The following is a 24,967-nucleotide window of genomic DNA, read 5'->3' on the forward strand; positions in this document are numbered from 1 at the left end:
TTAATCCTGCTTAAGCAGGATGATTTTCGAGGTTGTATTCAGCCCACAGAATAAATTCCACTTTTGGCATTGCTTTGCTGTAGTACCACCCTTGTCCGTACTGTACCCCGTGGCGGTGCAGCCAGGCGAGCTGCCCTGCCGTTTCAATACCCTCCGCAACCATCGCCAGCTTCAGCGATTTCGCCATTTCAATAATGTGTGGCGTCACATTTTTGTACTCCAGCGCATTCACGAAAGATTTATCAATTTTTAGCGTATCGACGTCCAGCTCCTGCAGGTAACTGAGACTGGAATAGCCGGTTCCAAAATCATCAATATAAATAGCGTGGCCTGAACGGCGGAATGCAGCAATGGCCGGGGCGCTGACCTTTGGATCGGCAAAACCGCGCTCGGTGAGTTCAAGGGCTATTTGTCCGGGGTGGACTTGCCATTTGTTCAGCAGATGATGAAGCAGGGGCGGTAGCTTACCGGAGGTCAGATCGTCGGGCGCAAGGTTAATGGAAATATGCTGATCCGGATGAAGGTGTAACCAGTGCCCCATATCTTCGAATACTTTTTCGATGATTAATTGAGTCAGCTGCGAAATAAGGCCCGTTTGTTCCGCGAGCGACACAAAAATATCGGGTGACAGGTGGCTCCCGTCAGGCTGCGGCCAGCGTGCCAGCGCCTCCGCGCCGACCATCTTTCCACTGCCTAACGCCACAATGGGCAGATAGTGGACCACAAAATCACGGCTGTTAATGGCATCCTGCAGGCGGTTACGCGGAGACTGTATGTGGCGCAGAAGTCGCAGCATAAAGAACGCGGCAAGCAGGCTGATCAATATCCCTGCAGGAAGCCAGATGAGCAACTGTTGATGCCAGTTTTCATCCAGCGGTTTCAGCGCTGCCCACGCCACCACCGTAAAGCCCAGTTCCGGAACGGGTTTAGTGATATACATCGAACCGTTGTACTGCAGGCGCGTTATTTTCTGGTTACCCAGAAGCGCGTGAATATGGTGATCAAGCGTATTACTGCTGGCAAAAATCAGATTGCGCGCGTCGCCAATCAAAGCAGCATCAATGTGGGTCGTACTGAACGGGAGCACATCCACCAGAGAGTCGGGGTCGATCATCACCAGGTAATGTCCCCGACCGACAATGGCCATATAGTGGTTAAACCCAAGATCGTTTTGTGGTGACAGCCATGTGCTGTAGCCGTCCCGGGTAATGCGCATCGGAGGGGGATAGGCAGGTGCGTTGCTGATTTGTTCGAGAGATGAACAGACGGGTTTCAGGTTATCAACATAAATCACCTCTTGCACATACCGCCGGGAGAAAGCGACCAGGCGCATCTCTCTCAGATGCTGACGACTGCAGGGAGGGGCTTCATAATTTTGCAGTTGGGTGAGTGCATCTTTCGCCTGAGCGACAACCCTGTCTGTACGCATCAATACGCGTGAAGCATAGTTATCCAGTACATTGACAAACTGCTCTTCCGCCTGGCGATGGGCCAGCCAGATACTGAGGCAAATCGGCACCAGCACAGAAACGATCAGTATGCCTGTCACCAGGCTGACCAGATGTCGGGTTTTCATGCAGCTGTTTCCTTCCTCATATGCCCAATCCCGGGACACTGAGTGTGCTCGCCAGAGGAAAAAGATTTTATCGCGAAATGATATAGTTATAGCACGTGCCATTTATTGATTTCACTTCGTTCCCAGGCAAATCAGAAAATAATTCCGGGGATACGGTGCATGATCGGGGCTTGCTTTTGTACGGTGACTCAGATACTGTTTTGTTATGTTATAACAAAGCATATGGAGCCTATGATGAAATCTGATATCCACCCAGCCTATCGCACCGTCGTGTTTCACGACACCAGTGCCAATGAGTACTTTAAAGTCGGCTCAACCATCAGAACCGATCGCGAAATTGAACTCGACGGTAGAACGTATCCATACGTTTCTATTGAGGTTTCTTCGAAGTCACATCCGTTCTACACCGGTAAGCAAAAAACGTTTTCGGCAGAAGGCAGTACGGCACGCTTCCGTCAGCGTTTTGGCGGTTTTCTTAATGCGAAGCGGGGTTAATCATGCAGGTACTTAATTCTCTGCGCAGTGCGAAACAGCGCCATCCGGATTGCCAGATAGTCAAACGCAAAGGACGCCTGTACGTTATTTGCAAATCTAACCCGCGTTTTAAGGCTGTTCAGGGACGTAAAAAAAGACGCTAAGCGCACGTAGCACGCCAACTTTCCAGGGATCTTCTCTGCCTGCCATCGGGTCGGTGGCAAGCGTGTTTTCAAACACACCCACCTTGCAGGAGGGTGTGTTCAGGTCGTTGTATGCGTTGGGAGGCTGACGCACACAGACTCTCGTTACGCAGCAGCGGGGCGGGAAAGCGTAAAGACATCATAGAAGGAGAGCTGTCCTTTGGTTGATACCATTTTCTGCAGCTTCTCTTTTTGCACGGTCTCTACCGCTGGGGAATGCAAAATGCTGTCGATCAGTTCTGACGGGACAAAGCGTGTGTTATACCACTCGCCGTTATAGCAGACCCGGAAATCGAGCACGTCGATATCTTCGTAGCGATAACGAGGATGCACGTCGAAAAAGAAAAAGGCGTTAAACACCACAAACAGTACAACCAGCAGCCAGACGGAATCCACCAGCGTGTCGGACTTCAGCATTACAATAAGCGTCGCCAGCCAGGCAGCATACATGGCGACAAACAGCCCTGGATGTTTGCGGATAAAACTAATGCTAAAGCGCGGGCGATTGTCGCGCTTTTCACGGATGTTAAGATCGTCGATGGTGGCGGTAAGCAGGCGCTGTATCTCGGTCATTTTTTGCCTTCATGAATTATGAAAACACAGGGGATCTGCCTATTTTAGGGGAGCCATTTGGTTGAAAAAAGTAACAGTTATGTACAGAAAGACCATAACAGTTTGCTCCCCACCGGCTTACAGCGTTTTTATTATTTTAGCTGGATTTCCGCCGACGACGACGTTGGCCGGAACATCTTTGGTGACAACGGCACCGGAAGCAACCACCACATTATCACCAATGGTGACGCCAGGGTTAATAACGGCTCGTCCACCAATCCAGACATTATTGCCAATGCTGACAGGTTTGCCAAACTCGACACCGCTGTTACGTTCGTCAGCATCCAGCGGGTGTGTCGCCGTATAGATATGAACACCCGGAGCGAGCATGCAGTTGTCGCCAATATGAATAGGGCAGACATCAAGCATCACACAATCGAAGTTAGCGTAAAACGCGTTACCCAGATAAATGTTATAGCCGTAATCGCAGCGGAAGCCTGGCTCAATATAAGCGCCTTCACTTTTCCCCAGGAGTTCTGCGAGTATCTGCTGGCGTTCTGGTTTTGCATCAGGAGTCGTGTGGTTATAGCGGTGAACAAGATGACGGGCATGCAGTCGATCGGCCCGTAACGTCTCATCACCGGGGAGGTAATGTTCACCTGCGATCATTTTCTGTTTTTCTGTGCTCATGGGGAAACCTCTCTGGGATCGTGAATTACCTCAGGGTAAAGAGGATTAACCAGAAAGGGAACGTTCCCAGAAAATCGTTGTGACCACAGTCACAACATAGTTGCTGCTGAACAGTTTTTACTCGGGAACCTGGTTTTCACTCAGGGAGTGTAATTCGAAAGGTGACTTCAGTTTAGAAAATGGCAAAACCTCTGCAGATACACGTCAAAGATTAACGGACAAATTTCCACACAGAAGAGGGGATTTTGTCATACAGTTTATTCATTGTTAGCTCAGCAAGACGATGGTCAGCCGCTGAATAAAATACAGCCAGTTCATTATCAGAAAGCTCGTATTTATTCTTTTCAATTACACGTTCCAGCGTGTCTATTGACTGACAACGTCGTAAGCGCATCAAATAATCGATCTTGGTTAATGGTTTATCAGACATAAATTTACCTTAGTAGTTGTAATAATTTTAACAGGAAAGGCTAACAGGGTTAGCTCTGCTCACGTTGACGAAACAGCGAAATAGACGATTCCCAGATTTACGCCATTTTTGCAAATCCTGTGCGTTAATGCCGTAGCTGCTGAACAACATAAAGGTGTCGTCCAGGTATTCGTCAATTTGCTCAATCAGCTTATTATCTTCATTGTACTTAATTTTATAATTAAGTGCGAAGGTTGCGATATGCTCTATCAGCTCATTCAGCTGTAAATTGATAGCAGACGTAGGATCGTTCACCCAGCCGTGGTTACTTTCATCAAGATTGGCAAGGCAGTCATGGTACAAGGATTCGCAGAGAAATTTCAACTGCGCGATATCATGCCTTTTTGGCGAGTACTCGTCCATAGCGCATCCCCTTTTGAGTGATTTCTTACTCACCGAACATCAACGTCGGGATGGATACAACATACTTAGCCGCACGGGTGCTGTGTTCCTGATAACTCTAACTATAAGCCACTCCTTTCAAGATTTCATCGCGCTATTACGAAAAATTACAATTAAAACGCAACGCTGCGAACTTGTACGCAATTGTTTGCCCTGGGGCTGGTTGCGTAATCTAAAACAGGAGTGACTTTTTTACGGCTTCCTTATGTTTCATTGAGTTAACATTTGTCACCAAATGAAGTCCTGATTCAGACATTCGCTATCCAGACACATGGATTAGGATTATTCCTAATAAGCTATGCGACGAAATGAAATTAAAAAAATCACAAACTCGTCGGGTCAGTTATCGGTTAATTATGATATGTCTTATTACGATGACAGAAAATAAATAGATCAGCAATAAGCGTAATTTATGATTTTTACACCAAAATGAAAAAGGCCGCTAATGCGGCCTTTTTATCGGATGAAACCGGTATCAGTGATGTTCTACCGAGTGATTATGCTCGATATCGTCACTCTTGCGGCTAAAGCGGCGGCGAACCACCACAAAGAACACCGGTACGAAGAAGATAGCGAGAACGGTCGCGGTGACCATGCCCCCCATTACACCTGTACCTACGGCGTTCTGCGCACCGGAGCCCGCACCTGAACTGATAACCAGCGGCATAACACCGAGGATAAACGCCAGAGAGGTCATCAGGATTGGACGAAGACGCATACGAACTGCATCAAGCGTCGCCTCAATCAGGCCTTTACCTTCTTTCTCCATCAGGTCTTTGGCGAATTCAACGATAAGTATCGCGTTCTTCGCCGACAAGCCAATGGTTGTCAGCAGACCTACCTGGAAGTACACGTCGTTGGTCAAACCACGGAACGTTGCGGCAAGCAGCGCACCGATAACCCCGAGCGGTACCACCAGCATAACGGAGAACGGAATTGACCAGCTCTCGTACAACGCTGCCAGACACAGGAAGACCACGATTAGCGAGATCGCATACAGGGCAGGGGCCTGGTTACCGGACAGACGTTCCTGATAGGACATACCGGTCCAGTCATAGCCGATACCCGAAGGCAGCTTGCTGGCCAGTTGCTCCATCATCAGCATCGCTTCACCAGTACTTCGACCTGGTGCGGCCTGACCCAGAATTTCCATTGATGGCAGCCCGTTATAACGCTCCAGACGTGGTGAACCATATTCCCAGCGTGACGTTGAGAAGGAAGAGAACGGTACCATTTGTCCATTGTTTCCACGAACGTACCAGGTATTGATATCGTTCGGTAACATACGGTATTGCGCCTCAGACATCACGTACACTTTCTTCACACGACCGCGGTCGATGAAGTCGTTGACGTAGCTACCGCCCCAGGCAGCGCCCAGCGTGGTATTGATGTCGCTGATGGAAACGCCCAATGCCTGCGCTTTTTCCTGATCGATATCGATCTTGAACTGCGGCGTATCTTCGAGGCCGTTAGGACGAACGCCGACCAGCAGGTCAGGATGTTTCGCCACTTCACCGAACAACTGGTTACGTGCCTGAGTCAGTTTTTCATGTCCCAGACCGGCCTGGTCAATCAGCTGGAAGTCAAAGCCGGTTGCGGTACCCAGTTCAACAATCGCTGGCAGGTTAAAGGCGAACACCATCGCATCTTTAATCTTCGAGAAGGTGCCCATAGCACGGCCGGTAATCGCCTCAACTTTGTTCTCTGAGCCTGGACGTTCTGACCAGTCTTTCAGGGAGACGAAGGCAATACCGGTGTTCTGACCACGACCCGCAAAGCCAAAACCGTTAACCGCAAACACGGATTCAACGTTCGCTTTCTCTTTGGTGAGATAGTAGTCCGTCACTTCATCCAGCACTTTCTGGGTACGTTCTTGTGATGCACCAGCCGGAAGCTGCGCCATCGTCAGGAACACGCCCTGGTCTTCATCTGGCAGGAACGAGCTTGGCAGACGAACAAACAAATAGGCCATACCGACCACGATGATGATATAGAGCAGCAGGTAACGACCGGTGCTGCGCAGGATATTCCCTACGCTGTCGGTGTAGTGGTGCGTACTCTTCTCAAACATGCGGTTAAACCAGCCGAAGAACCCTTTGTGCTCGCCGTGACCCCCTTTCTGAATAGGCTTCAGCATGGTGGCACACAGCGCTGGTGTCAGGATCAACGCGACCAGTACCGACAGCGCCATCGCCGACACGATGGTGATAGAGAACTGACGATAAATAGCACCGGTTGAACCACCGAAGAAGGCCATCGGGATAAATACCGCTGACAGTACCATCGCGATACCGACCAGCGCGCCCTGGATCTGACCCATTGATTTACGGGTTGCTTCCTTCGGCGGTAGCCCTTCTTCGGCCATCACACGTTCGACGTTCTCGACAACGACGATGGCATCATCCACCAGCAAGCCGATGGCCAGTACCATCCCGAACATCGTCAGGGTGTTTATCGAGAACCCAAAGGCCGCGAGGATGGCGAACGTCCCCAACAGTACAACCGGCACCGCGATGGTTGGAATCAGCGTTGCACGGAAGTTTTGCAGGAACAGATACATGACCAGGAATACCAGTATGATCGCTTCTGCCAGCGTTTTAACCACTTCGTGAATCGAGATTTTTACGAACGGTGTGGTGTCGTACGGATAAACAATCTTCAGACCTGAAGGGAAGAAGGGTTCCATCTTCTTCAGTTCCGCGCGGATAGCCGTCGCGGTGTCCAGAGCGTTAGCCCCTGTCGCCAGTTTGATACCCAGACCAGACGCTGGTTTGCCGTTAAACTTCGCAATGATGTCGTAGTTTTCGCCACCCAGTTCTACTTTTGCTACGTCACGCAGACGAACCTGGGAACCATCCTGATTCACTTTCAGCAGAATTTTGCTGAACTCATCGGCGGAGGTCAGACGGGTTTGCGCAATGATCGACGCGTTAAGCTGCTGGCCTTTCACCGGTGGTGTACCACCTAACTGACCGGCTGCAACCTGGGCGTTCTGTGCTTTGATGGCGCTGATCACGTCAACCGGCGTCAGCTGGAAGTTGTTCAGTTTGTTCGGATCCATCCAGATACGCATTGCATACTGGGAACCGAACAGCTGAACATCACCCACACCAGAAGTACGGCTGATGGCGTCCTTCATGTTGGCACCCACGTAGTCGGAAATATCCTCCTGCGTCATGGTGCCGTTGGTGTTGATAACGCCAACAACCATCAGGAAGCTACTGGACGATTTCTCGACGCTCACGCCCTGTTGCTGTACTTCCTGTGGCAGCAGCGGCATTGCCAGCTGCAGTTTGTTCTGCACCTGAACCTGCGCGATGTCGGCATCAGTACCGGACTGGAAGGTCAGGGTGATCTGAACCGTACCGGTTGAGTCACTGTTTGAGGACATGTACATCAGGTTATCGATACCGTTCATATTCTGTTCGATAACCTGTGTAACGGTATCCTGCACCGTTTTCGCATCAGCCCCTGGGTAGGTTGCGGAGATCGCCACCGCCGGTGGCGCAATGGTCGGATATTGCGCGACAGGCAGCTTCAGGATCGCAAGTCCCCCGGCTAGCATGATAATGATGGCGATCACCCACGCGAATATGGGGCGATCGATAAAGAAATTAGGCATGTCTTAACGGCTCCTGTTTAAGTTAAGACTTGGTTTGTTCTGACTGACCACCGGCTGCGGCTTGTTGTTTCTCGTCAGATTTGACTTCCTGCGCTTTGACCTGCGCGCCAGGACGTACTTTTTGCAAACCGGTAACAATTACGCGATCGCCATCTTTCAGACCTTTAGTGACCAGCCATTTGTCGCCAATCGCCTGCGTGGCAGTGATTTGACGCGTTTCGACTTTGTCATCAGCACCAACCACCAGTGCACTCGCATCGCCACGCGGCGTACGGGTTACACCCTGCTGTGGAACCAGAATTGCAGTTGGGTTAGTCCCTTCTTCCAGACGAGCGCGAACGAACATACCTGGCAACAGCGTGTGGTCAGGGTTCGGGAAGATTGCACGTAAGGTGATAGAACCGGTGGTCTGGTCGACCGTCACATCAGAGAATTCCAGCGTACCTGACTGCGGGTATTTGACACCGTCATTGGTAACCAGCTCCACTTTCGCTTTGCCGTTTTCCTGTTCCAGAGTGCCGTTTGCCAGCTCTTGTTTCAGACGCAGGAAATCGTTGCTGGATTGGGTGACGTCAACGTAGATCGGATCAAGCTGCTGCACGGTGGCCAGCGCAGTGCTTTGCCCGTTCTGCACCAGAGCGCCTTCCGTCACGGAAGATTTACCAATGCGTCCGCTAATAGGGGAGGTCACTTTGGTATAGGCCAGGTTGATACGCGCGGTTTCGACAGCCGCTTTTGCTGCCACGACGGCCGCGTTGGCTTGCTGGGCATCGGCCAGAGCAGTATCGTAATCCTGTTGACTGATGTATTGCGTGCCGAGCAGTTTTTTATAGCGGTTCAGCGTCAGTTGGGAGATTTTGGCTGCAGCTTCTGCTTTCGCCAGATCGCCTTTTGCACTTTCGTATGCGGCCTGGTAGGTAGCAGGATCAATCTGATACAGAGAGACACCCCCTTCAATATCTCCCCCTTCGGTGAAGTTACGTTTCAGGATAATGCCACTTACCTGAGGACGAACTTCTGCAACACGATAAGCGTTTGTGCGGCCAGGTAATTCTGTTGTGATCTGGAGAGGTTCGGATTTGAGCGTCACGACGCCAACTTCTGGCATCTGCTGAGCTCCTTGTTGAGCCTTTTTGTCGTCACATCCTGTAAGCGCTAAGCTGCCTGAGAGCATCAGAACGACCGCCAGAGGCGTTAACCCTCTGTTTTTGTTCATATGTAAACCTCGAGTGTCCGATTTCAAATTGATCAATGGTCCTGGGTCCCAAAACCCATTGCTGCGTTTATATTATCGTCATGCTATGGTACATACATTCACAAATGTATGTAAATCTGACTCCTGTAAATTCACTGGCATATGGCACGAAAAACTAAACAACAAGCACTTGAGACACGTCAGCACATCCTGGACGTTGCAATGCGTTTGTTTTCTCAGCAAGGGGTATCGTCAACCTCGCTGGCTCAGATTGCTCAGGCCGCCGGTGTGACGCGGGGAGCAATTTATTGGCATTTTAAAGACAAGTCAGACCTGTTTAGTGAAATCTGGCAACTTTCAGAAGCCAGTATTAGCGATCTAGAGATTGAGTATCGGGCAAAATTCCCCGACGATCCACTCTCAGTATTAAGAGAAATATTAGTATATATCCTTGAAGCAACGGTAGTTGAAGAACGTCGCAGGTTAATGATGGAAATCATCTTTCATAAATGTGAGTTCGTGGGGGAAATGGCGGTGGTCCAGCAGGCACAACGCAGCCTGTGCCTGGAGAGTTACGACCGTATCGAACAGACGCTGAACCAGTGCATAAAAGCAAAGATGTTACCGGCCAACCTGTTGACTCGCCGGGCGGCTATTTTGATGCGCAGCTATATTTCTGGTTTGATGGAAAACTGGCTTTTTGCCCCGCAGACATTCGATCTCAAAGAGGAAGCGCGTAGCTATGTCGCGATTCTGCTGGAAATGTGCCAATTTTGCCCGACGCTTCGTGGTGACGCGACACAGCTAACTACCTGAACTGTTTTTAAGAATTATCCCAGAGGTCTATGTTCGCGCTATTCTGCTTCAGGCGGGCGTGATATCCTGCACGCCGGACTATTTTTGGTCATCTTCTGACATTATTCACGACTATGCTGCACATCAATCGCTCGCAACACCCTGTTCTTGCCTTTCTTTTTGCGACGCTGTTTTTCTTCGCAACAGCACCGCTTTCCTGGGCCCGCGCTGATAACAGCACGGATATCCCTTCGCGTGCTGATGTTCAGTCGCAACTCGATACCCTGAGCAAACAAAAAGATCTCTCTCCTCAGGAAAAACTCATCCAGCAGGATCTGATGGAAACGCTGGAATCGATTGATAAAACTGAGCGTGTCAAAGCGGAAACCGCGCAACTGCGTCAGAAGGTCGCGCAGGCCCCCGATGCCATGCGTAAGGCAACAGATGCCCTGAGTGCCCTGAGTGACGTCGATAACGATGATGAAACCCGCAAAACGCTCGCGACGCTTTCATTGCGTCAGCTGGAGTCGCGGGTTGCGCAATTACTCGACGACCTGCAAACGGCACAGGCCGATCTCGCAACGTATAATAGCCAGCTGGTCTCACTGCAAACTCAGCCAGAACGCGTGCAGAACTCGATGTATGTCGCATCTCAGCAACTGCAGCAAATTCGCAATCGCCTGAACGGAACAACGGTTGGCGAAGGTGCTTTACGCCCGACGCAGCAAACATTACTGCTGGTTCAGCAGTCCTTAATCAATGCGCAGATTGAACAGCAGCGTAAAAGCCTGGAAGGAAATACGGTGCTGCAGGATACGCTGCAAAAACAGCGTGATTATGTCACCGCGAATATTAATCGTCTGGAACATCAGCTTCAGTTGTTGCAGGAGGCGGTGAACAGCAAGCGTCTTACGCTGACGGAAAAAACCGCGCAGGAAGCCGTATCGCCAGACGAAACCGCCCGTATTCAGGCTAATCCGCTGGTGAAACAGGAGCTGGATGTTAACCACCAGCTGAGCCAGCGCCTGATTCAGGCGACGGAAAACGGTAACTCGCTGGTTCAGCAAAATATCAAAGTGAAAAACTGGCTGGATCGCGCGCTCCAGGCTGAACGCAATATTAAAGAGCAGATTGCCGTCCTGAAAGGCAGTCTTCTGCTGTCACGTATTCTCTACCAGCAACAGCAGACGCTGCCCTCTGCTGACGAGCTGGAGGATATGACCAACCGCATTGCTGATTTACGTCTGGAACAATTTGATGTGAACCAGCAGCGCGACGCGCTTTTCCAGAGCGATGCTTTTGTCGCCAAAGTGGAAGAGGGCCATTCCAGTGAAGTGAACCCTGAAGTTCACGACGCGCTGTTGCAGGTGGTGGATATGCGCCGCGAGCTGCTCGACCAGTTCAACAAACAGCTAGGCAACCAGCTGATGATGGCGATTAACCTGCAAATTAACCAGCAACAGTTAGTGAGCGTCTCTAAAAGCCTGCAGGAGATTTTGACTCAGCAAATTTTCTGGGTGAACAGCAACAAACCGATGGACTGGGACTGGGTGAAATCCTTCCCTGAGACGCTGAAAACCCAGATCAAGAGCATGAAAATTACCGTGAACTGGGAGAAAGCCTGGCCTGCGGTGATGATTGCCTTCCTGGCGGGGTTACCGCTGTTGCTGATTGCAGGTCTCATTCGCTGGCGTCTGGCCTGGATGAAAAAATACCAGGCGAAGCTGGCGGCTGAAGTGGGGCAGTTGCGAAACGATAGCCAGCTCCACACGCCAAAAGCGATCCTGATTGACCTGATCCGTGCGCTACCGGTGTGTCTGCTCATCCTGGCCGTTGGTCTTATTCTGCTCACGATGCAGCTCAACGTCAGCGATTTGCTGTGGGCCTTCAGTAAAAAACTGGCGCTGTTCTGGCTGGTGTTTGGCCTGTGCTGGAAAGTGCTGGAAAAAGACGGCGTTGCGGTACGTCATTTCAACATGCCAGAGAAACTGACCAGCCACTGGCGTCGTCAGATTGTGCGTATCAGCCTGGCGCTCCTGCCGCTGCATTTCTGGTCTGTTGTGTCTGAGCTTTCTCCGCTGCACCTGATGGACGACGTGCTGGGGCAACTGGTCATTCTGCTGAACCTGCTGCTGATCGCCATACTGATGTGGCCAATGTGCCGCGATAGCTGGCGTGATAAAGAGTCCCACAATATTCGTCTGGCCACCGTAACGGTGCTGGCGATAATTCCGCTGGCGCTGATGGTGCTTACGGCAACGGGTTACTTCTATACGACGCTGCGCCTGTCCGGGCGCTGGATTGAAACCGTCTATCTGGTGATCGTCTGGAACCTGCTTTACCAGACGGTACTGCGTGGCCTGAGCGTGGCGGCTCGCCGTATCGCTTATCGTCGTGCCATTGCCCGCCGTCAGCATCAGGTTAAAGAGGGCGCTGAAGGCGCGGAGCCACAGGAAGAACCTACCATCGCGCTGGAGCAGGTTAACCAGCAGACGTTGCGCATTACCATGCTGGTCATGGTCGCGCTGTTTGGGGTGATGTTCTGGGCTATCTGGTCTGATTTGATTACCGTGTTTGCTTATCTCGACAGCGTCACGCTCTGGCAGTACAGCGGAACGGAAGCGGGTGCCACGGTGATGAAAAGCGTGACGATGGGCAGTCTGCTCTTCGCGCTGGTTTCGTCGATGGTCGCCTGGGCGCTGATCCGCAACCTGCCTGGGTTGCTGGAGGTGCTGGTGCTGTCACGCCTGAACCTGCGTCAGGGGGCATCGTATGCCATCACCACCATCCTGAACTACGTCATCATTATTGTCGGTGCGATGACGGTCTTCGGCTCGCTTGGCGTCTCGTGGGATAAACTGCAGTGGCTGGCCGCTGCGCTCTCTGTTGGTCTTGGTTTTGGTTTGCAGGAGATCTTCGGTAACTTCGTTTCTGGCTTGATCATTCTGTTTGAGCGTCCGGTACGTATTGGCGATACCGTGACCATCGGCACCTTCTCCGGTACCGTCAGCAAGATCCGTATTCGCGCCACCACGATCACCGACTTCGATCGCAAAGAGGTGATCATCCCGAACAAAGCCTTCGTGACCGAACGTCTGATCAACTGGTCACTCTCTGATACGGTCACCCGCGTAGTGATCCGCCTGGGCGTAGCCTACGGTTCGGATCTGGATAAGGTAAAAGAGGTACTGCTACAGGCCGCGGCTGAACATCCGAAGGTGATGCACGATCCGGCCCCATCGGTCTTCTTCACCACCTTTGGCCCAAGCACGCTGGATCACGAGCTGCGCTTATACGTGCGTGAGCTGCGCGACCGCAGCTTTGCCGTTGATGAGCTGAACCGCGCTATCGATCGTCTGTGCCGTGAAAACGACATTAATATCGCTTTCAACCAGCTTGAGGTTCACCTGCGTAATGAAAAAGGTGATGAGCATACGGAAGTGAAGCGCGAGATTAAGGGTGATGATCCTACTCCTGCATAATCCATATTCCCTCTGCTCTGAGGGGGCGAGGGGATGGTTTTCTCCCTCTCCCTCAGGGTGTACAGTCCGGGGACATAGTGAACACTTGTTCGGGGACATGGTAGACACTTACAACTAAGGCATAAGAACCCGTTTATGGAGTCACTTATGCCCTGGGATGCGAGAGATACCATGTCATTACGTACCGAGTTTGTTTTGTTTGCCTCGCAGGACGGGGCGAACATCCGTTCCCTGTGCCGTCACTACGGCATTTCGCCTGCCACTGGCTATAAGTGGCTTCAGCGCTGGGCTCAGGAAGGCGCATCCGGCCTTCTGGACCGGCCCCGTATACCTCATCATTCCCCGAACCGCTCATCTGATGACATCACAGCTCTGCTGCGCATGGCACATGACCGTCATGAACGCTGGGGCGCACGCAAGATTAAGCGCTGGCTGGAAGACCTGGGGCACTGCATGCCCGCTTTCAGCACCGTCCATAACCTGATGGCCCGCCACGGTCTGCTGCCGGGCGTTTCACCGGGCATTCCGGCCTCAGGGCGGTTCGAACATGATGCGCCCAATCGCCTCTGGCAGATGGATTTTAAGGGACACTTTCCCTTTGGTGGTGGCCGCTGTCATCCGCTCACCCTGCTGGATGACCACTCCCGCTTTTCCCTGTGCCTGGCACACTGCACCGATGAACGGCGTGAGACCGTACAGCAGCAGCTGGTCAGCGTGTTTGAACGCTACGGTCTGCCGGACAGGATGACGATGGATAACGGAGCGCCGTGGGGCGACACCACCGGCATCTGGACGGCACTGGAGCTGTGGCTGATGCGCCTGGGTATCCGGGTGGGGCACTCCCGGCCATATCATCCGCAGACACAGGGCAAGCTGGAGCGTTTTCACCGCAGCCTGAAGGCGGAAGTGTTGCAGGGGAAGTGGTTCGCGGACAGCGGTGAACTGCAGCGTGCATTTGAACACTGGCGCACCGTCTATAACCTTGAACGACCGCACGAGGCGCTGGGTATGAACGTTCCGGCCTCCCGGTATCAGCCGTCCGCACGACAGTACAACGGCAACACAATCCCACCGGAATACGATGAGGGGGTGATGGTCAGGAAAGTCGATATCAGCGGGAAGCTGAGCGTGAAAGGAGTCAGTCTGAGCGCAGGCAAGGCGTTCAGGGGGGAACGGGTAGGGCTGAGGGAAACACAGGAAGACGGCTGTTATGACGTGTGGTGGTACAGCACGAAAGTGGGGGTGATCGACCTGAAGAAAAAGTCGATCACCATAGGTAAAGGATGTTAAAAAGTGTTCACCATGTCCCCGAACACCTGTCTACCATGTCCCCGGACCGTACAAGGGAGAGGGCCGGGGTGAGGGCAATTTCCCCTCAAAATCCCGCTTCACTATCTCCAGCGCCTTCAGCACCGTCTCCGCCGGGATGTCATGATTCTCCAGCAGCATGATTAAATCGACGGCCAGTTTGACCTCGTCGGGTGCATTTTCCAGTGACATCTGTGTGGCTCCTTTTAACGGGTCAGGCGTTCAATCACGCGTTCGATTTCATCCAGCGCCTGCCGACAGCGATTGATTCGACCTTCCAGTGCGCTAATTTCCCGCATTAATAACTGCTGTTCTTCCAGCGTTTCGCTGGTGTTCAGGCGCGTTTCTCGCTCACGCTTCATCTCAAACAGACGACGTTCGAACTCCTGGTGCTCCAGCCGCTTGCGCTGCCATTTGCCGAGCCCCGGTGATGCACTGTCCCAGGCACGCAGCGGCCAGGTGGCAATTTCGCGGTACAGGGCGGAGATCTGCCCGGTGAGATGTTCCGCAAGCCAGGCCACCTGTTCCTGATTTTCGCTCTCTACCGCGTGGCGAAGCTCGTCGAGATGGGTCTGCGCTTCAGCAAGATAATCCTGGATTAACGTACTGCGGGTGCGGAAAAGCTGTCGATCAAAGCGCGGTTTCAGCGTGGCGTGCCCCATCAGCGGTGTAGCCTGCGCCCGCAGAGCAGTCAGCTGGTTTTGCAGCGTCTCAAGAAGCAAGGCTGTTTTCAATGCGCTCTCCAGTGGTAAAGTAGCCGTTCAGTTTGATAACGATTCGCATTATGCAGCGTACTATTTTAATCATCATTGGCTGGCTCGCGGTAGTGCTTGGCACGCTGGGTGTCGTTTTGCCCTTACTGCCGACCACGCCGTTTATCCTGCTGGCGGCCTGGTGCTTTGCCCGCTCGTCGCCGCGCTTTCACCACTGGCTGCTGTACCGTTCGTGGTTTGGCGGTTATCTGCGCCACTGGCAAAAACACCGGGCAATGCCGCCTGGAGCCAAACCGCGTGCGATTGCCGTTATTCTTATCACCTTTGCCATTTCATTATGGCTGGTGAAAATAATGTGGGTGCGCATCCTGCTGTTGGCGATCCTGGCCTGCCTGCTGATTTTCATGTGGCGGATCCCCGTGGTTGATGAAAAGCAACAAAAGCACTGATGCCTTATAATGGCTGTTGCAATTATTGCGCACAGACAGTAAATTCGACCGTTTTCGAGCACAGGTGCGCCTGGTTAAAGGTTATACAATTGTTACCTTGGCCGACTTTTTGCGCACTGTGAGTCACACTGTTTTATTTAGGCACAAACCGATGACCGCAACTGCACAGCAGCTTGAATATCTGAAAAACAGCATCCAAAGCATCCAGGACTACCCAAAACCTGGCATTCTTTTCCGTGATGTCACCAGCTTGCTGGAAGACCCGAAAGCGTACTCGCTCAGCATTGAACTGCTGGTAGCGCGTTATAAAAACGCCGGGATCACCAAAGTAGTAGGTACCGAAGCCCGCGGCTTCCTGTTTGGCGCACCGGTTGCGCTGGCACTGGGCGTAGGCTTTGTGCCGGTACGTAAACCGCGTAAGCTGCCGCGTGAAACCATCGCTGAAGTTTACGAGCTGGAATACGGTACCGATCAGCTGGAAATCCACGTAGATGCCATCAAACCAGGCGATAAAGTGCTGGTGGTTGACGATCTGCTGGCGACCGGTGGCACCATCGAAGCGACCGTGAAGCTGATCCGTCGTCTGGGTGGTGAAGTCAGCGATGCGGCCTTCATCATCAACCTGTTCGATCTGGGTGGCGAACAGCGCCTGGCGAAACACGGTATTACCAGCTACAGCCTGGTGCCTTTCCCGGGTCATTGATCCCGGTTTTCACAACCTCGCTCAACGGGTGAGGTTGTGATAGCATTCCCCTCCATAAATTCACCTTCCAGCGTTGCAGAGCCTGCCCATGAGTTATCAGGTGTTAGCCCGTAAATGGCGACCACAAACCTTTGCTGACGTTGTCGGTCAGGAACATGTGCTGACGGCCCTGGCGAATGGCTTGTCGCTAGGTCGCATTCATCACGCCTATCTTTTCTCCGGCACTCGCGGCGTCGGTAAAACCTCTATTGCCCGTTTACTGGCAAAAGGTCTGAACTGCGAAACCGGGATCACCGCGACGCCGTGTGGCGTGTGTGATAACTGCCGTGAAATTGAGCAGGGCCGCTTTGTCGACCTGATCGAAATCGACGCCGCCTCACGCACCAAAGTTGAAGATACCCGCGATCTGCTGGACAACGTGCAGTATGCCCCGGCGCGTGGCCGCTTCAAGGTCTACCTGATCGATGAAGTACACATGCTGTCGCGCCACAGCTTCAACGCCCTGCTCAAAACGCTGGAAGAGCCGCCTGCACATGTGAAATTCCTGCTGGCGACTACCGATCCGCAAAAGCTACCGGTCACCATTCTGTCGCGCTGCCTGCAGTTCCATCTTAAGGCGCTGGACGTTGAACAGATCCGTGCTCAGCTTGAACATATTCTCGACGAAGAGAAAATTGTCCACGAACCGCGCGCTCTGCAACTGCTGGCACGTGCGGCAGACGGCAGCCTGCGTGATGCGTTAAGCCTTACCGATCAGGCGATAGCCAGCGGTGACGGCAAACTCTCGACCGATGCAGTCAGCGCTATGCTTGGCACGCTGGACGACGATCAGGCGCTGTCCCTCATCGAAGCGATGATTGCCGCCAACGGTGAGCGTGTGATGTCGCTGGTTAACGCGGCAGCTGCCCGTGGTGTCGAATGGGAAGCGCTGCTGGTCGAGATGCTCAGCCTGCTGCACCGCGTGGCAATGCTGCAGCTTTCTCCGTCAGCCATCGGCGCAGATATGGCGGCCATCGAACAGCGGATGCGTGAACTTGCCCGCACCGTGCCGCCTGCTGACGTTCAGCTTTACTATCAGACGCTGCTGATTGGCCGCAAAGAGTTACCGTTCGCGCCAGACCGCCGCATGGGCGTCGAAATGACCCTGCTGCGCGCGCTGGCGTTCCATCCGCGGATGCCGCTGCCCGAACCGGAAGTACCACGGCACTCTTTTGCCCCTGCAGCACCCGCTACGGTGATGCCGCCTCAACAGGTGCTACCGCAGCCGACGCCACCACCGCCACAAAATGTGCCGCTGTCGGATGCCACCAGTTCGGTGCTTGCCGCGCGAAGCCAGTTACAACGTGCGCAGGGAGTAACCAAACCAAAAAAGAGTGAACCGGCAGCGCCAGGAAGAGCGCGGCCGGTAAACAACGCCGCGCTTGAACGACTGGCCTCGGTAACGGAGCGTGTACAGTCGCGCCCGGCACCGTCCGCGCTTGAGCAAAAAGCCCCGGTGAAAGAAGAGGCTTACCGCTGGAAGGCGACCACCATCATCGAAGAGGTGAAAGAAGAGGTCGCCACGCCGAAAGCGCTGAAAAAGGCGCTGGAGCATGAAAAAACGCCGGAGCTTGCAGCGAAGCTCGCTGAAGAGTCCATTGAGCGTGACGCCTGGGCCGCTGAGGTTAGCCAATTGCATCTGCCGAAGCTGGTGGAGCAGGTTGCGCTGAACGCCTGGAAAGAGCAGGAGGGCAACACGATTTGCCTGCACCTGCGTCCGGGCCAGCGGCATCTGAATTCCCCGGGCGCGCAAAAAGCGCTGGCTGAGGCACTCGCCACATTACAGGGTGCGCCGGTTGAATTGACTATCATTGAAGATGATAATCCGGCGGTGCGCACGCCACTGGAGTGGCGGCAGGCCATTTATGAAGAAAAACTCGCGCTCGCGCGTGAGTCGATTATTGCGGATAACAACATTCAGACTCTGCGTCGGTTCTTCGATGCCGATCTGGATGAAGAGAGTATTCGCCCCATTTGATCGTGAGTCTGACTTACGGTTGTAATCATTAAACGTGAAAAAAGAGAGAAGCCTATGTTTGGTGGAAAAGGCGGTCTGGGTGGCCTGATGAAGCAGGCTCAGCAGATGCAGGAAAAAATGCAGAAGATGCAGGAAGAGATTGCTCAGCTGGAAGTCACGGGTGAATCCGGTGCCGGTCTGGTCAAAGTGACCATCAACGGTGCGCACAACTGCCGCCGCGTTGAGATCGACCCAAGCCTGCTCGAAGACGACAAAGAGATGCTGGAAGATCTGGTTGCTGCCGCGTTTAACGATGCTGCGCGCCGTATCGACGAAACCCAGAAAGAGAAAATGGCTTCTGTTTCCAGCGGTATGCAACTGCCGCCGGGCTTCAAGATGCCATTCTGATGCAAACCAGTCCGCTGCTCACGCAGTTAATGGAAGCACTGCGCTGCCTGCCGGGCGTTGGCCCAAAGTCGGCGCAGCGCATGGCGTTTACGCTATTGCAGCGCGACCGCAGCGGCGGGATGCGCCTGGCGCAGGCTTTGACCCGCGCCATGTCAGAAATTGGTCACTGTGCGGATTGCCGTACTTTTACCGAGCAGGACGTGTGTGACATCTGCTCGAATCCGCGTCGTCAGGAAAATGGTCAGATTTGTGTGGTGGAGAGTCCGGCGGACATCTACGCCATTGAACAGACCGGGCAGTTTTCTGGCCGCTATTTCGTGCTGATGGGGCATCTCTCCCCGCTGGACGGTATCGGTCCGGACGATATCGGTCTTGACCGCCTTGAACAGCGTCTGGGATCGGAAACGATCAACGAGGTGATCCTCGCCACCAACCCGACGGTGGAAGGGGAGGCAACCGCCAACTACATTGCTGAGCTGTGCGCGGAGTCAGGCGTTGACGCCAGCCGTATCGCCCACGGCGTGCCGGTAGGGGGTGAGCTGGAGATGGTGGACGGTACCACGCTGTCGCACTCTCTGGCCGGACGCCACAAGATTACTTTCTGACCAAACGGAGGTTGCCCCGGTGACCTCCGCTTGAAAATTCACTCCTTTATCCCCATCTCTCACTCAACGTTTTAAAACCCCATTAAATGGCATTGTTGAGGTCGACTTAGATGAAAGGACAAGAAACCCGTGGTTTCCAGTCAGAAGTAAAACAGCTTCTGCACCTGATGATCCATTCCCTGTATTCCAATAAAGAAATCTTCCTGCGTGAGCTGATTTCCAACGCCTCGGATGCGGCGGACAAGCTGCGCTTCCGCGCGCTGTCCAATCCGGATCTGTACGAAGGCGACGGCGAACTGCGCGTGCGCGTCTCTTTTAATAAAGAGAACCGTACGCTGACCATCGCCGATAACGGCATTGGTATGAACCGCGACGAGGTGATCGACCACCTCGGGACTATCGCCAAATCCGGCACCAAAGCGTTCCTCGAATCTATGGGTTCTGACCAGGCGAAAGACAGCCAGCTGATTGGTCAGTTCGGCGTGGGCTTCTACTCGGCGTTCATCGTGGCAGACAAAGTCACTGTGCGCACCCGTGCGGCAGGTGAAAGTGCGGAAAACGGCGTATTCTGGGAATCTCAGGGCGAAGGTGACTACACCGTTGCGGACATCACCAAAGCGGATCGCGGTACTGAAATCACCCTCCATCTGCGCGAAGGCGAAGATGATTTCCTGAATGACTGGCGTGTACGCTCAATCATCAGCAAATACTCCGATCACATTGCGCTGCCGGTTGAGATTGAAAAACAGGAAGAGAACGACGGTGAAACGGTTGTCTCCTGGGAGAAGATCAACAAGGCTCAGGCGCTGTGGACGCGCAACAAGTCTGAAATCAAAGACGACGAATACAACGAATTCTACAAGCACATCGCCCACGACTTTACCGACCCGCTGACCTGGAGCCACAACCGTGTGGAAGGTAAGCAAGAGTACACCAGCCTGCTGTACATCCCGGCACAGGCACCGTGGGATATGTGGAACCGCGATCACAAGCACGGTCTGAAGCTGTACGTGCAACGCGTGTTCATTATGGACGACGCTGAGCAGTTCATGCCGAACTATCTGCGTTTCACCCGTGGCCTCATCGACTCTAACGATCTGCCGCTGAACGTATCCCGTGAAATCCTGCAGGACAGCACCGTTACCCGCAACCTGCGTAACGCGCTGACCAAACGTACGCTGCAGATGCTGGAAAAACTGGCGAAAGACGACGCGGAAAAATACCAGACCTTCTGGAAACAGTTCGGCCTGGTGCTGAAAGAAGGCCCGGCGGAAGACTCGGCTAACGTTGAAGCTATCGCTAAGCTGCTGCGCTTTGCCTCCACGCACACTGACTCTTCCGAGCAAAATGTGTCGCTGGAAGCGTATATCTCCCGCATGAAAGACGGGCAGGAGAAAATCTACTACATCACCGCAGACAGCTACGCTGCGGCGAAGAGCAGCCCGCACCTGGAGCTGCTGCGTAAGAAAGGCATTGAAGTGCTGCTGCTTTCTGACCGCATCGACGAGTGGATGATGAACTACCTGACCGAGTTCGACGGTAAAACCTTCCAGTCCGTTGCTAAAGCTGACGAGTCCATCGACAAGCTGGCGGATGACGTGGATGAAACCGCGAAAGAGGCCGAGAAGGCGCTGGAGCCGTTCGTTGAGCGCGTGAAAAACCTGCTGGGCGACCGCGTGAAAGAGGTGCGTTTCACCCACCGTCTGACCGACACCCCGGCGATTGTGACCACTGACGCCGATGAAATGGGCACTCAAATGGCAAAACTGTTCGCGGCTGCGGGCCAGGCAATGCCAGAAGTGAAATACATCTTCGAGCTGAACCCGGATCACCCGCTGGTGAAGCGTGCGGCAGATACCCAGGACGAAGCTCACTTCGCCGAGTGGGTTGAGCTGCTGCTGGATCAGTCCCTGCTGGCCGAGCGTGGCACGCTGGAAGATCCTAACCAGTTCATTAAGCGCGTGAATGCGCTGCTGTTGGCGTAACTGACCACACCTCCCCTGGTCTTCTCCCTTTCTCTGTGGGAGAGGGCCGGGGTGAGGGCACCAGACCGTACTCTCCCAAATTATCTCCCCCATTAACCGTTTCAGCCGTCCCGCCTTCCTTGAGCGATGCCCATTCTGGTGGTATTGTTTAGCGCTTTTTGAAAAATTGAACCAACTTTTGAGGGGATTTTCGCAATGCGTATTATTCTGCTTGGCGCTCCGGGCGCGGGTAAAGGAACTCAGGCTCAGTTCATCATGGAGAAATACGGTATTCCGCAAATCTCCACCGGTGACATGCTGCGCGCCGCTGTTAAATCTGGCTCCGAGCTGGGTAAACAAGCAAAAGACATCATGGACGCAGGCAAACTGGTAACCGACGAGCTGGTTATTGCTCTGGTTAAAGAGCGCATTGCTCAGGAAGATTGCCGTAACGGTTTCCTGCTGGACGGCTTCCCGCGCACTATCCCACAGGCTGATGCCATGAAAGAAGCGGGCATCAACGTTGACTACGTACTGGAGTTCGATGTGCCAGACGAGCTGATCGTTGACCGTATCGTAGGCCGCCGTGTACACGCTGCCTCTGGCCGCGTTTACCACATCAAATTCAACCCACCTAAGGTTGAAGGCAAAGACGACGTGACTGGCGAAGAGCTGACCACCCGTAAAGATGACCAGGAAGAGACCGTGCGTAAACGTCTGGTGGAATACCATCAGATGACGGCACCACTGATCGGCTACTACTCTAAAGAAGCTGAAGTGGGCAACACAAAATACGCGAAAGTAGACGGTACCCAGGCCGTTGCTGACGTTCGTGCAGAGCTGGAAAAAATCCTCGGCTAATTGCATCTTTCTCACCCGGGAACGGGTGAGAAAAATTCTCATCTCACCTATTACAGCAATGGGTTCCGTTTAGACGCATTTCCGCTACAATTGACAACCATTCAAATGGTTAAGAGGCGTGAATGAGTCAGGCGAAAACCGGCATCCTGCTTGTCAATCTGGGGACTCCAGAGGCACCCACTCCAACGGCAGTAAAACGTTACCTGCGACAGTTTTTAAGCGACACGCGCGTCGTGGATACCCCGCGTTTGTTGTGGTGGCCGTTGCTGCGTGGCGTCATTCTGCCAATTCGTTCTCCGCGTGTGGCAAAGCTCTACCAGTCCGTCTGGATGGAAGAGGGATCGCCGCTGATGGTCTACAGCCGTCGCCAGGAAAAAGCGCTGGCCGCCCGTCTGACGGATATGCCTGTGGTGCTCGGTATGAGCTACGGTAACCCTTCGCTGGAAAGCGCAGTAGACTCACTGCTCGCTCAGGGCGTTGACCACCTGGTGGTACTGTCGCTTTATCCGCAGTATTCCTGCTCTACGGTGGCTGCCGTCTGGGACGAACTGGCGCGCATTCTGGCGACCCGCCGTCGTATTCCAGGCGTCACCTTTATTCGCGATTACGCCGATAACGAGCTGTATATCAAAGCGCTCGCCAGCAGCGCGCGCGCATCGTTTGAAAAACATGGCGAGCCGGATCTCCTGTTACTTTCGTATCACGGTATCCCGCAGCGCTTCGCCGATGAAGGGGATGATTACCCGCAGCGTTGCCGTGATACCACCCGCGAACTGGTTTCTGCGCTTGGGCTACCGCCAGAGAAGGTGATGATGACCTTCCAGTCGCGCTTTGGCCGCGAGCCGTGGCTTACGCCGTATACCGATGAAACCCTCAAAATGCTGGGTGAGAAGGGTGTGAAGCATATTCAGGTGATGTCTCCAGGTTTCTCGGCGGATTGTCTGGAAACGCTGGAGGAGATTGCTGTGCAGAATCGGGAAATTTTCCTTGAGGCTGGTGGAGCGAAGTATGAATACATTCCTGCACTTAACGACTCGCCTGAGCATATCGACATGATGGTGTCGCTGGTGATGAAAAGCCGCTGATCGCGCTAAAGGCCGGGTTTGTGCTACCATTCCCGGCCCATAATCATTGCATAGTTCAGACCATGAAATTTCCCGGTAAACGTAAATCCAAGCACTACTTTCCTGTTAATGCCCGCGATCCGCTGCTGCAGCAAATTCAGCCGGAAAATGAAACCAGTGCCGCATGGGTGGTCGGTATAGATCAAACGCTGGTGGACATTGAAGCAAAAGTGGATGATGCGTTTGTCGCGCGTTACGGTCTGAGCGCCGGGCATTCTCTGGTCATTGAGGATGACGTTGCTGAAGCGTTGTACCAGGAGCTGGTGCGTGAAAACCTGATCACGCATCAGTTTGCCGGGGGTACCATCGGCAACACCATGCACAACTACTCCGTGCTGGCAGATGACCGTTCCGTCCTGCTTGGCGTGATGTGCCGTAATATCGAAATCGGTGGCTACGCCTACCGTTACCTCTGCAACACCTCCAGCCGTACCGACCTGAACTATTTACAAGGCGTCGACGGGCCAATCGGCCGCTGCTTTACGCTGATCAGCGATTCCGGTGAACGTACCTTTGCCATCAGCCCTGGTCACATGAACAAACTGCGTGCCGAGAGCATCCCGGAAGAGGTGATCGCGGGTGCGTCGGCACTGGTGCTGACGTCCTACCTGGTACGCTGTAAGCCGGGTGAACCGATGCCGGAAGCGACCATGAAGGCAGTGGCATACGCGAAGAAATACAACGTACCGGTAGTACTGACGCTGGGTACCAAATTTGTGATTGCCGATAACCCTGAGTGGTGGCAAGCATTCCTGAAAGAACACGTCTCGATTCTGGCGATGAACGAAGAAGAGGCTGAGGCGTTAACTGGTGAAAGCGATCCGCTGCTGGCGTCCGATAAAGCGCTGGACTGGGTAGATCTGGTGCTCTGCACCGCCGGGCCAGTTGGGCTGTATATGGCGGGCTTCACCGAAGAAGAGAGCAAACGCAAAACTCAGCATCCGTTGTTGCCTGGTGCGATCGCCGAGTTCAACCAGTACGAATTTAGCCGTGCCATGCGCCACAAAGACTGTACGAACCCGCTGCGTATTTACTCTCACATTGCGCCGTATATGGGTGGGCCAGAGAAAATCATGAACACCAATGGCGCAGGCGACGGTGCGCTGGCGGCGTTGTTGCACGACATTACCGCTAATGCCTATCACAAAACCAACGTGCCGAATTCCAGCAAGCACAAATTCAGCTGGCTGACCTATTCGTCACTGGCACAGGTGTGTAAGTACGCTAACCGCGTGAGTTACCAGGTGCTGAACCAGCACTCCCCGCGCTTAACGCGTGGCCTGCCGGAAAGGGAAGACAGCCTGGAAGAGGCGTACTGGGACAGGTAGGTAAAAGCAAAACGGCAACCCTGTTGCCGTTTTTAGTGTTTGTTCCCT

24 protein-coding genes and 1 other annotated feature are annotated in these 24,967 nt (G+C 53.4%); of the genes, 14 read left to right on the forward strand and 10 right to left on the reverse strand.

Features of this window, described 5'->3' with window-relative positions; genetic code table 11:
- Positions 1 to 10: 10 nt before the first annotated feature.
- Complete coding sequence (gene pdeB / locus HV318_RS19015; protein WP_182273972.1) at positions 11 to 1,576, reverse strand: cyclic di-3',5'-guanosine monophosphate phosphodiesterase PdeB; 1,566 nt, start codon at positions 1,574 to 1,576, stop codon at positions 11 to 13.
- Positions 1,577 to 1,810: 234 nt separating this feature from the next.
- Between pdeB and HV318_RS19020 the strand changes: the two genes are divergently transcribed.
- Both HV318_RS19020 and ykgO read left to right on the forward strand, forming a co-directional pair.
- Positions 1,811 to 2,071: a type B 50S ribosomal protein L31 gene (locus tag HV318_RS19020; RefSeq protein ID WP_182274631.1), complete on the forward strand. Its 261-nt coding sequence runs from the start codon at positions 1,811 to 1,813 to the stop codon at positions 2,069 to 2,071.
- Positions 2,072 to 2,073: 2 nt separating this feature from the next.
- Positions 2,074 to 2,214, forward strand: a complete 141-nt coding sequence (gene ykgO, locus HV318_RS19025; protein WP_003859006.1) for a type B 50S ribosomal protein L36 — start codon at positions 2,074 to 2,076, stop codon at positions 2,212 to 2,214.
- Here the strand turns inward: ykgO and HV318_RS19030 are convergent.
- The 7 genes from HV318_RS19030 to acrA all read right to left on the reverse strand — a co-directional run bounded on the left by HV318_RS19030 (position 2,180) and on the right by acrA (position 9,204).
- Positions 2,180 to 2,347: a hypothetical protein gene (locus tag HV318_RS19030; RefSeq protein WP_182274659.1), complete on the reverse strand. Its 168-nt coding sequence runs from the start codon at positions 2,345 to 2,347 to the stop codon at positions 2,180 to 2,182. The genes ykgO and HV318_RS19030 overlap by 35 nt on opposite strands.
- A gap of 11 nt (positions 2,348 to 2,358) precedes the next feature.
- The gene (locus HV318_RS19035) at positions 2,359 to 2,826 is read right to left on the reverse strand and encodes a YlaC family protein (RefSeq protein WP_182273973.1); all 468 of its coding nucleotides are present in this window, start codon (positions 2,824 to 2,826) and stop codon (positions 2,359 to 2,361) included.
- 117 nt (positions 2,827 to 2,943) lie between these two features.
- Positions 2,944 to 3,495, reverse strand: coding sequence for a maltose O-acetyltransferase (gene maa, locus HV318_RS19040; RefSeq protein ID WP_182273974.1), 552 nt, complete (start codon positions 3,493 to 3,495; stop codon positions 2,944 to 2,946).
- 211 nt (positions 3,496 to 3,706) lie between these two features.
- On the reverse strand, positions 3,707 to 3,925 hold the full coding sequence (hha, locus tag HV318_RS19045; RefSeq protein WP_181622491.1) for a hemolysin expression-modulating protein Hha: 219 nt from the start codon (positions 3,923 to 3,925) through the stop codon (positions 3,707 to 3,709).
- 27 nt (positions 3,926 to 3,952) lie between these two features.
- Entirely contained in the window at positions 3,953 to 4,327 is a 375-nt protein-coding gene (tomB, locus tag HV318_RS19050; protein WP_008499288.1) for an Hha toxicity modulator TomB, read from the reverse strand.
- Positions 4,328 to 4,841: 514 nt separating this feature from the next.
- Complete coding sequence (gene acrB / locus HV318_RS19055) at positions 4,842 to 7,988, reverse strand: multidrug efflux RND transporter permease subunit AcrB (RefSeq protein ID WP_182273975.1); 3,147 nt, start codon at positions 7,986 to 7,988, stop codon at positions 4,842 to 4,844.
- 22 nt (positions 7,989 to 8,010) lie between these two features.
- Positions 8,011 to 9,204, reverse strand: coding sequence for a multidrug efflux RND transporter periplasmic adaptor subunit AcrA (acrA, locus tag HV318_RS19060; protein WP_182273976.1), 1,194 nt, complete (start codon positions 9,202 to 9,204; stop codon positions 8,011 to 8,013).
- A gap of 141 nt (positions 9,205 to 9,345) precedes the next feature.
- Between acrA and acrR the strand changes: the two genes are divergently transcribed.
- The 3 genes from acrR (at position 9,346) to HV318_RS19075 (ending at position 14,750) form a co-directional block, all read left to right on the forward strand.
- The gene (gene acrR / locus HV318_RS19065) at positions 9,346 to 9,999 is read left to right on the forward strand and encodes a multidrug efflux transporter transcriptional repressor AcrR (protein ID WP_182273977.1); all 654 of its coding nucleotides are present in this window, start codon (positions 9,346 to 9,348) and stop codon (positions 9,997 to 9,999) included.
- Between the two features lie 113 nt (positions 10,000 to 10,112).
- Positions 10,113 to 13,460, forward strand: a complete 3,348-nt coding sequence (gene mscK / locus HV318_RS19070) for a mechanosensitive channel MscK (protein ID WP_182273978.1) — start codon at positions 10,113 to 10,115, stop codon at positions 13,458 to 13,460.
- Positions 13,461 to 13,607: 147 nt separating this feature from the next.
- Positions 13,608 to 14,750 (forward strand): IS481 family transposase, encoded by a 1,143-nt coding sequence (locus HV318_RS19075; protein WP_419195714.1) that lies wholly within the window; start codon positions 13,608 to 13,610, stop codon positions 14,748 to 14,750.
- 30 nt (positions 14,751 to 14,780) lie between these two features.
- On the opposite strand, the gene rsmS is transcribed toward HV318_RS19075, so the two are convergent.
- Together rsmS and priC are read right to left on the reverse strand one after the other, a co-directional pair.
- The gene (gene rsmS, locus HV318_RS19080; RefSeq protein WP_182273979.1) at positions 14,781 to 14,960 is read right to left on the reverse strand and encodes a pleiotropic regulatory protein RsmS; all 180 of its coding nucleotides are present in this window, start codon (positions 14,958 to 14,960) and stop codon (positions 14,781 to 14,783) included.
- Positions 14,961 to 14,974: 14 nt separating this feature from the next.
- Positions 14,975 to 15,502 carry a primosomal replication protein N'' gene (priC, locus tag HV318_RS19085; RefSeq protein WP_182273980.1) on the reverse strand — a complete coding sequence of 176 codons (528 nt, stop codon included), beginning with the start codon at positions 15,500 to 15,502 and terminating at the stop codon, positions 14,975 to 14,977.
- Positions 15,503 to 15,552: 50 nt separating this feature from the next.
- Here priC and HV318_RS19090 point away from each other — a divergent pair, with 50 nt between their 5' ends.
- The 9 genes from HV318_RS19090 (at position 15,553) to HV318_RS19130 (ending at position 24,919) form a co-directional block, all read left to right on the forward strand.
- Complete coding sequence (locus HV318_RS19090) at positions 15,553 to 15,930, forward strand: DUF454 family protein (RefSeq protein WP_182273981.1); 378 nt, start codon at positions 15,553 to 15,555, stop codon at positions 15,928 to 15,930.
- Between the two features lie 151 nt (positions 15,931 to 16,081).
- Complete coding sequence (apt, locus tag HV318_RS19095; protein ID WP_182273982.1) at positions 16,082 to 16,633, forward strand: adenine phosphoribosyltransferase; 552 nt, start codon at positions 16,082 to 16,084, stop codon at positions 16,631 to 16,633.
- Positions 16,634 to 16,721: 88 nt separating this feature from the next.
- Entirely contained in the window at positions 16,722 to 18,650 is a 1,929-nt protein-coding gene (dnaX, locus tag HV318_RS19100; protein ID WP_182273983.1) for a DNA polymerase III subunit gamma/tau, read from the forward strand.
- Positions 17,980 to 18,044: a sequence feature (DnaX frameshifting element), on the forward strand. It overlaps the preceding gene by 65 nt.
- 54 nt (positions 18,651 to 18,704) lie before the next feature.
- Entirely contained in the window at positions 18,705 to 19,037 is a 333-nt protein-coding gene (locus HV318_RS19105) for a YbaB/EbfC family nucleoid-associated protein (protein ID WP_003858972.1), read from the forward strand.
- Positions 19,037 to 19,642, forward strand: coding sequence for a recombination mediator RecR (gene recR / locus HV318_RS19110; RefSeq protein ID WP_182273984.1), 606 nt, complete (start codon positions 19,037 to 19,039; stop codon positions 19,640 to 19,642). The genes HV318_RS19105 and recR overlap by 1 nt, the downstream gene beginning before the upstream one ends.
- A gap of 110 nt (positions 19,643 to 19,752) precedes the next feature.
- Complete coding sequence (htpG, locus tag HV318_RS19115; RefSeq protein ID WP_182273985.1) at positions 19,753 to 21,627, forward strand: molecular chaperone HtpG; 1,875 nt, start codon at positions 19,753 to 19,755, stop codon at positions 21,625 to 21,627.
- 195 nt (positions 21,628 to 21,822) lie between these two features.
- Positions 21,823 to 22,467 carry an adenylate kinase gene (gene adk, locus HV318_RS19120; RefSeq protein WP_182273986.1) on the forward strand — a complete coding sequence of 215 codons (645 nt, stop codon included), beginning with the start codon at positions 21,823 to 21,825 and terminating at the stop codon, positions 22,465 to 22,467.
- 122 nt (positions 22,468 to 22,589) lie between these two features.
- The gene (hemH, locus tag HV318_RS19125; RefSeq protein ID WP_182273987.1) at positions 22,590 to 23,552 is read left to right on the forward strand and encodes a ferrochelatase; all 963 of its coding nucleotides are present in this window, start codon (positions 22,590 to 22,592) and stop codon (positions 23,550 to 23,552) included.
- A 62-nt stretch (positions 23,553 to 23,614) separates the two neighbouring features.
- Positions 23,615 to 24,919, forward strand: a complete 1,305-nt coding sequence (locus HV318_RS19130; protein ID WP_182273988.1) for an inosine/guanosine kinase — start codon at positions 23,615 to 23,617, stop codon at positions 24,917 to 24,919.
- The last annotated feature ends 48 nt before the right edge of the window (positions 24,920 to 24,967 follow it).

Origin of the sequence: Enterobacter sp. RHBSTW-00901, assembly GCF_014103115.1 — a bacterium.
Classification (GTDB): Bacteria; Pseudomonadota; Gammaproteobacteria; order Enterobacterales; family Enterobacteriaceae; genus Enterobacter; species Enterobacter cloacae_P.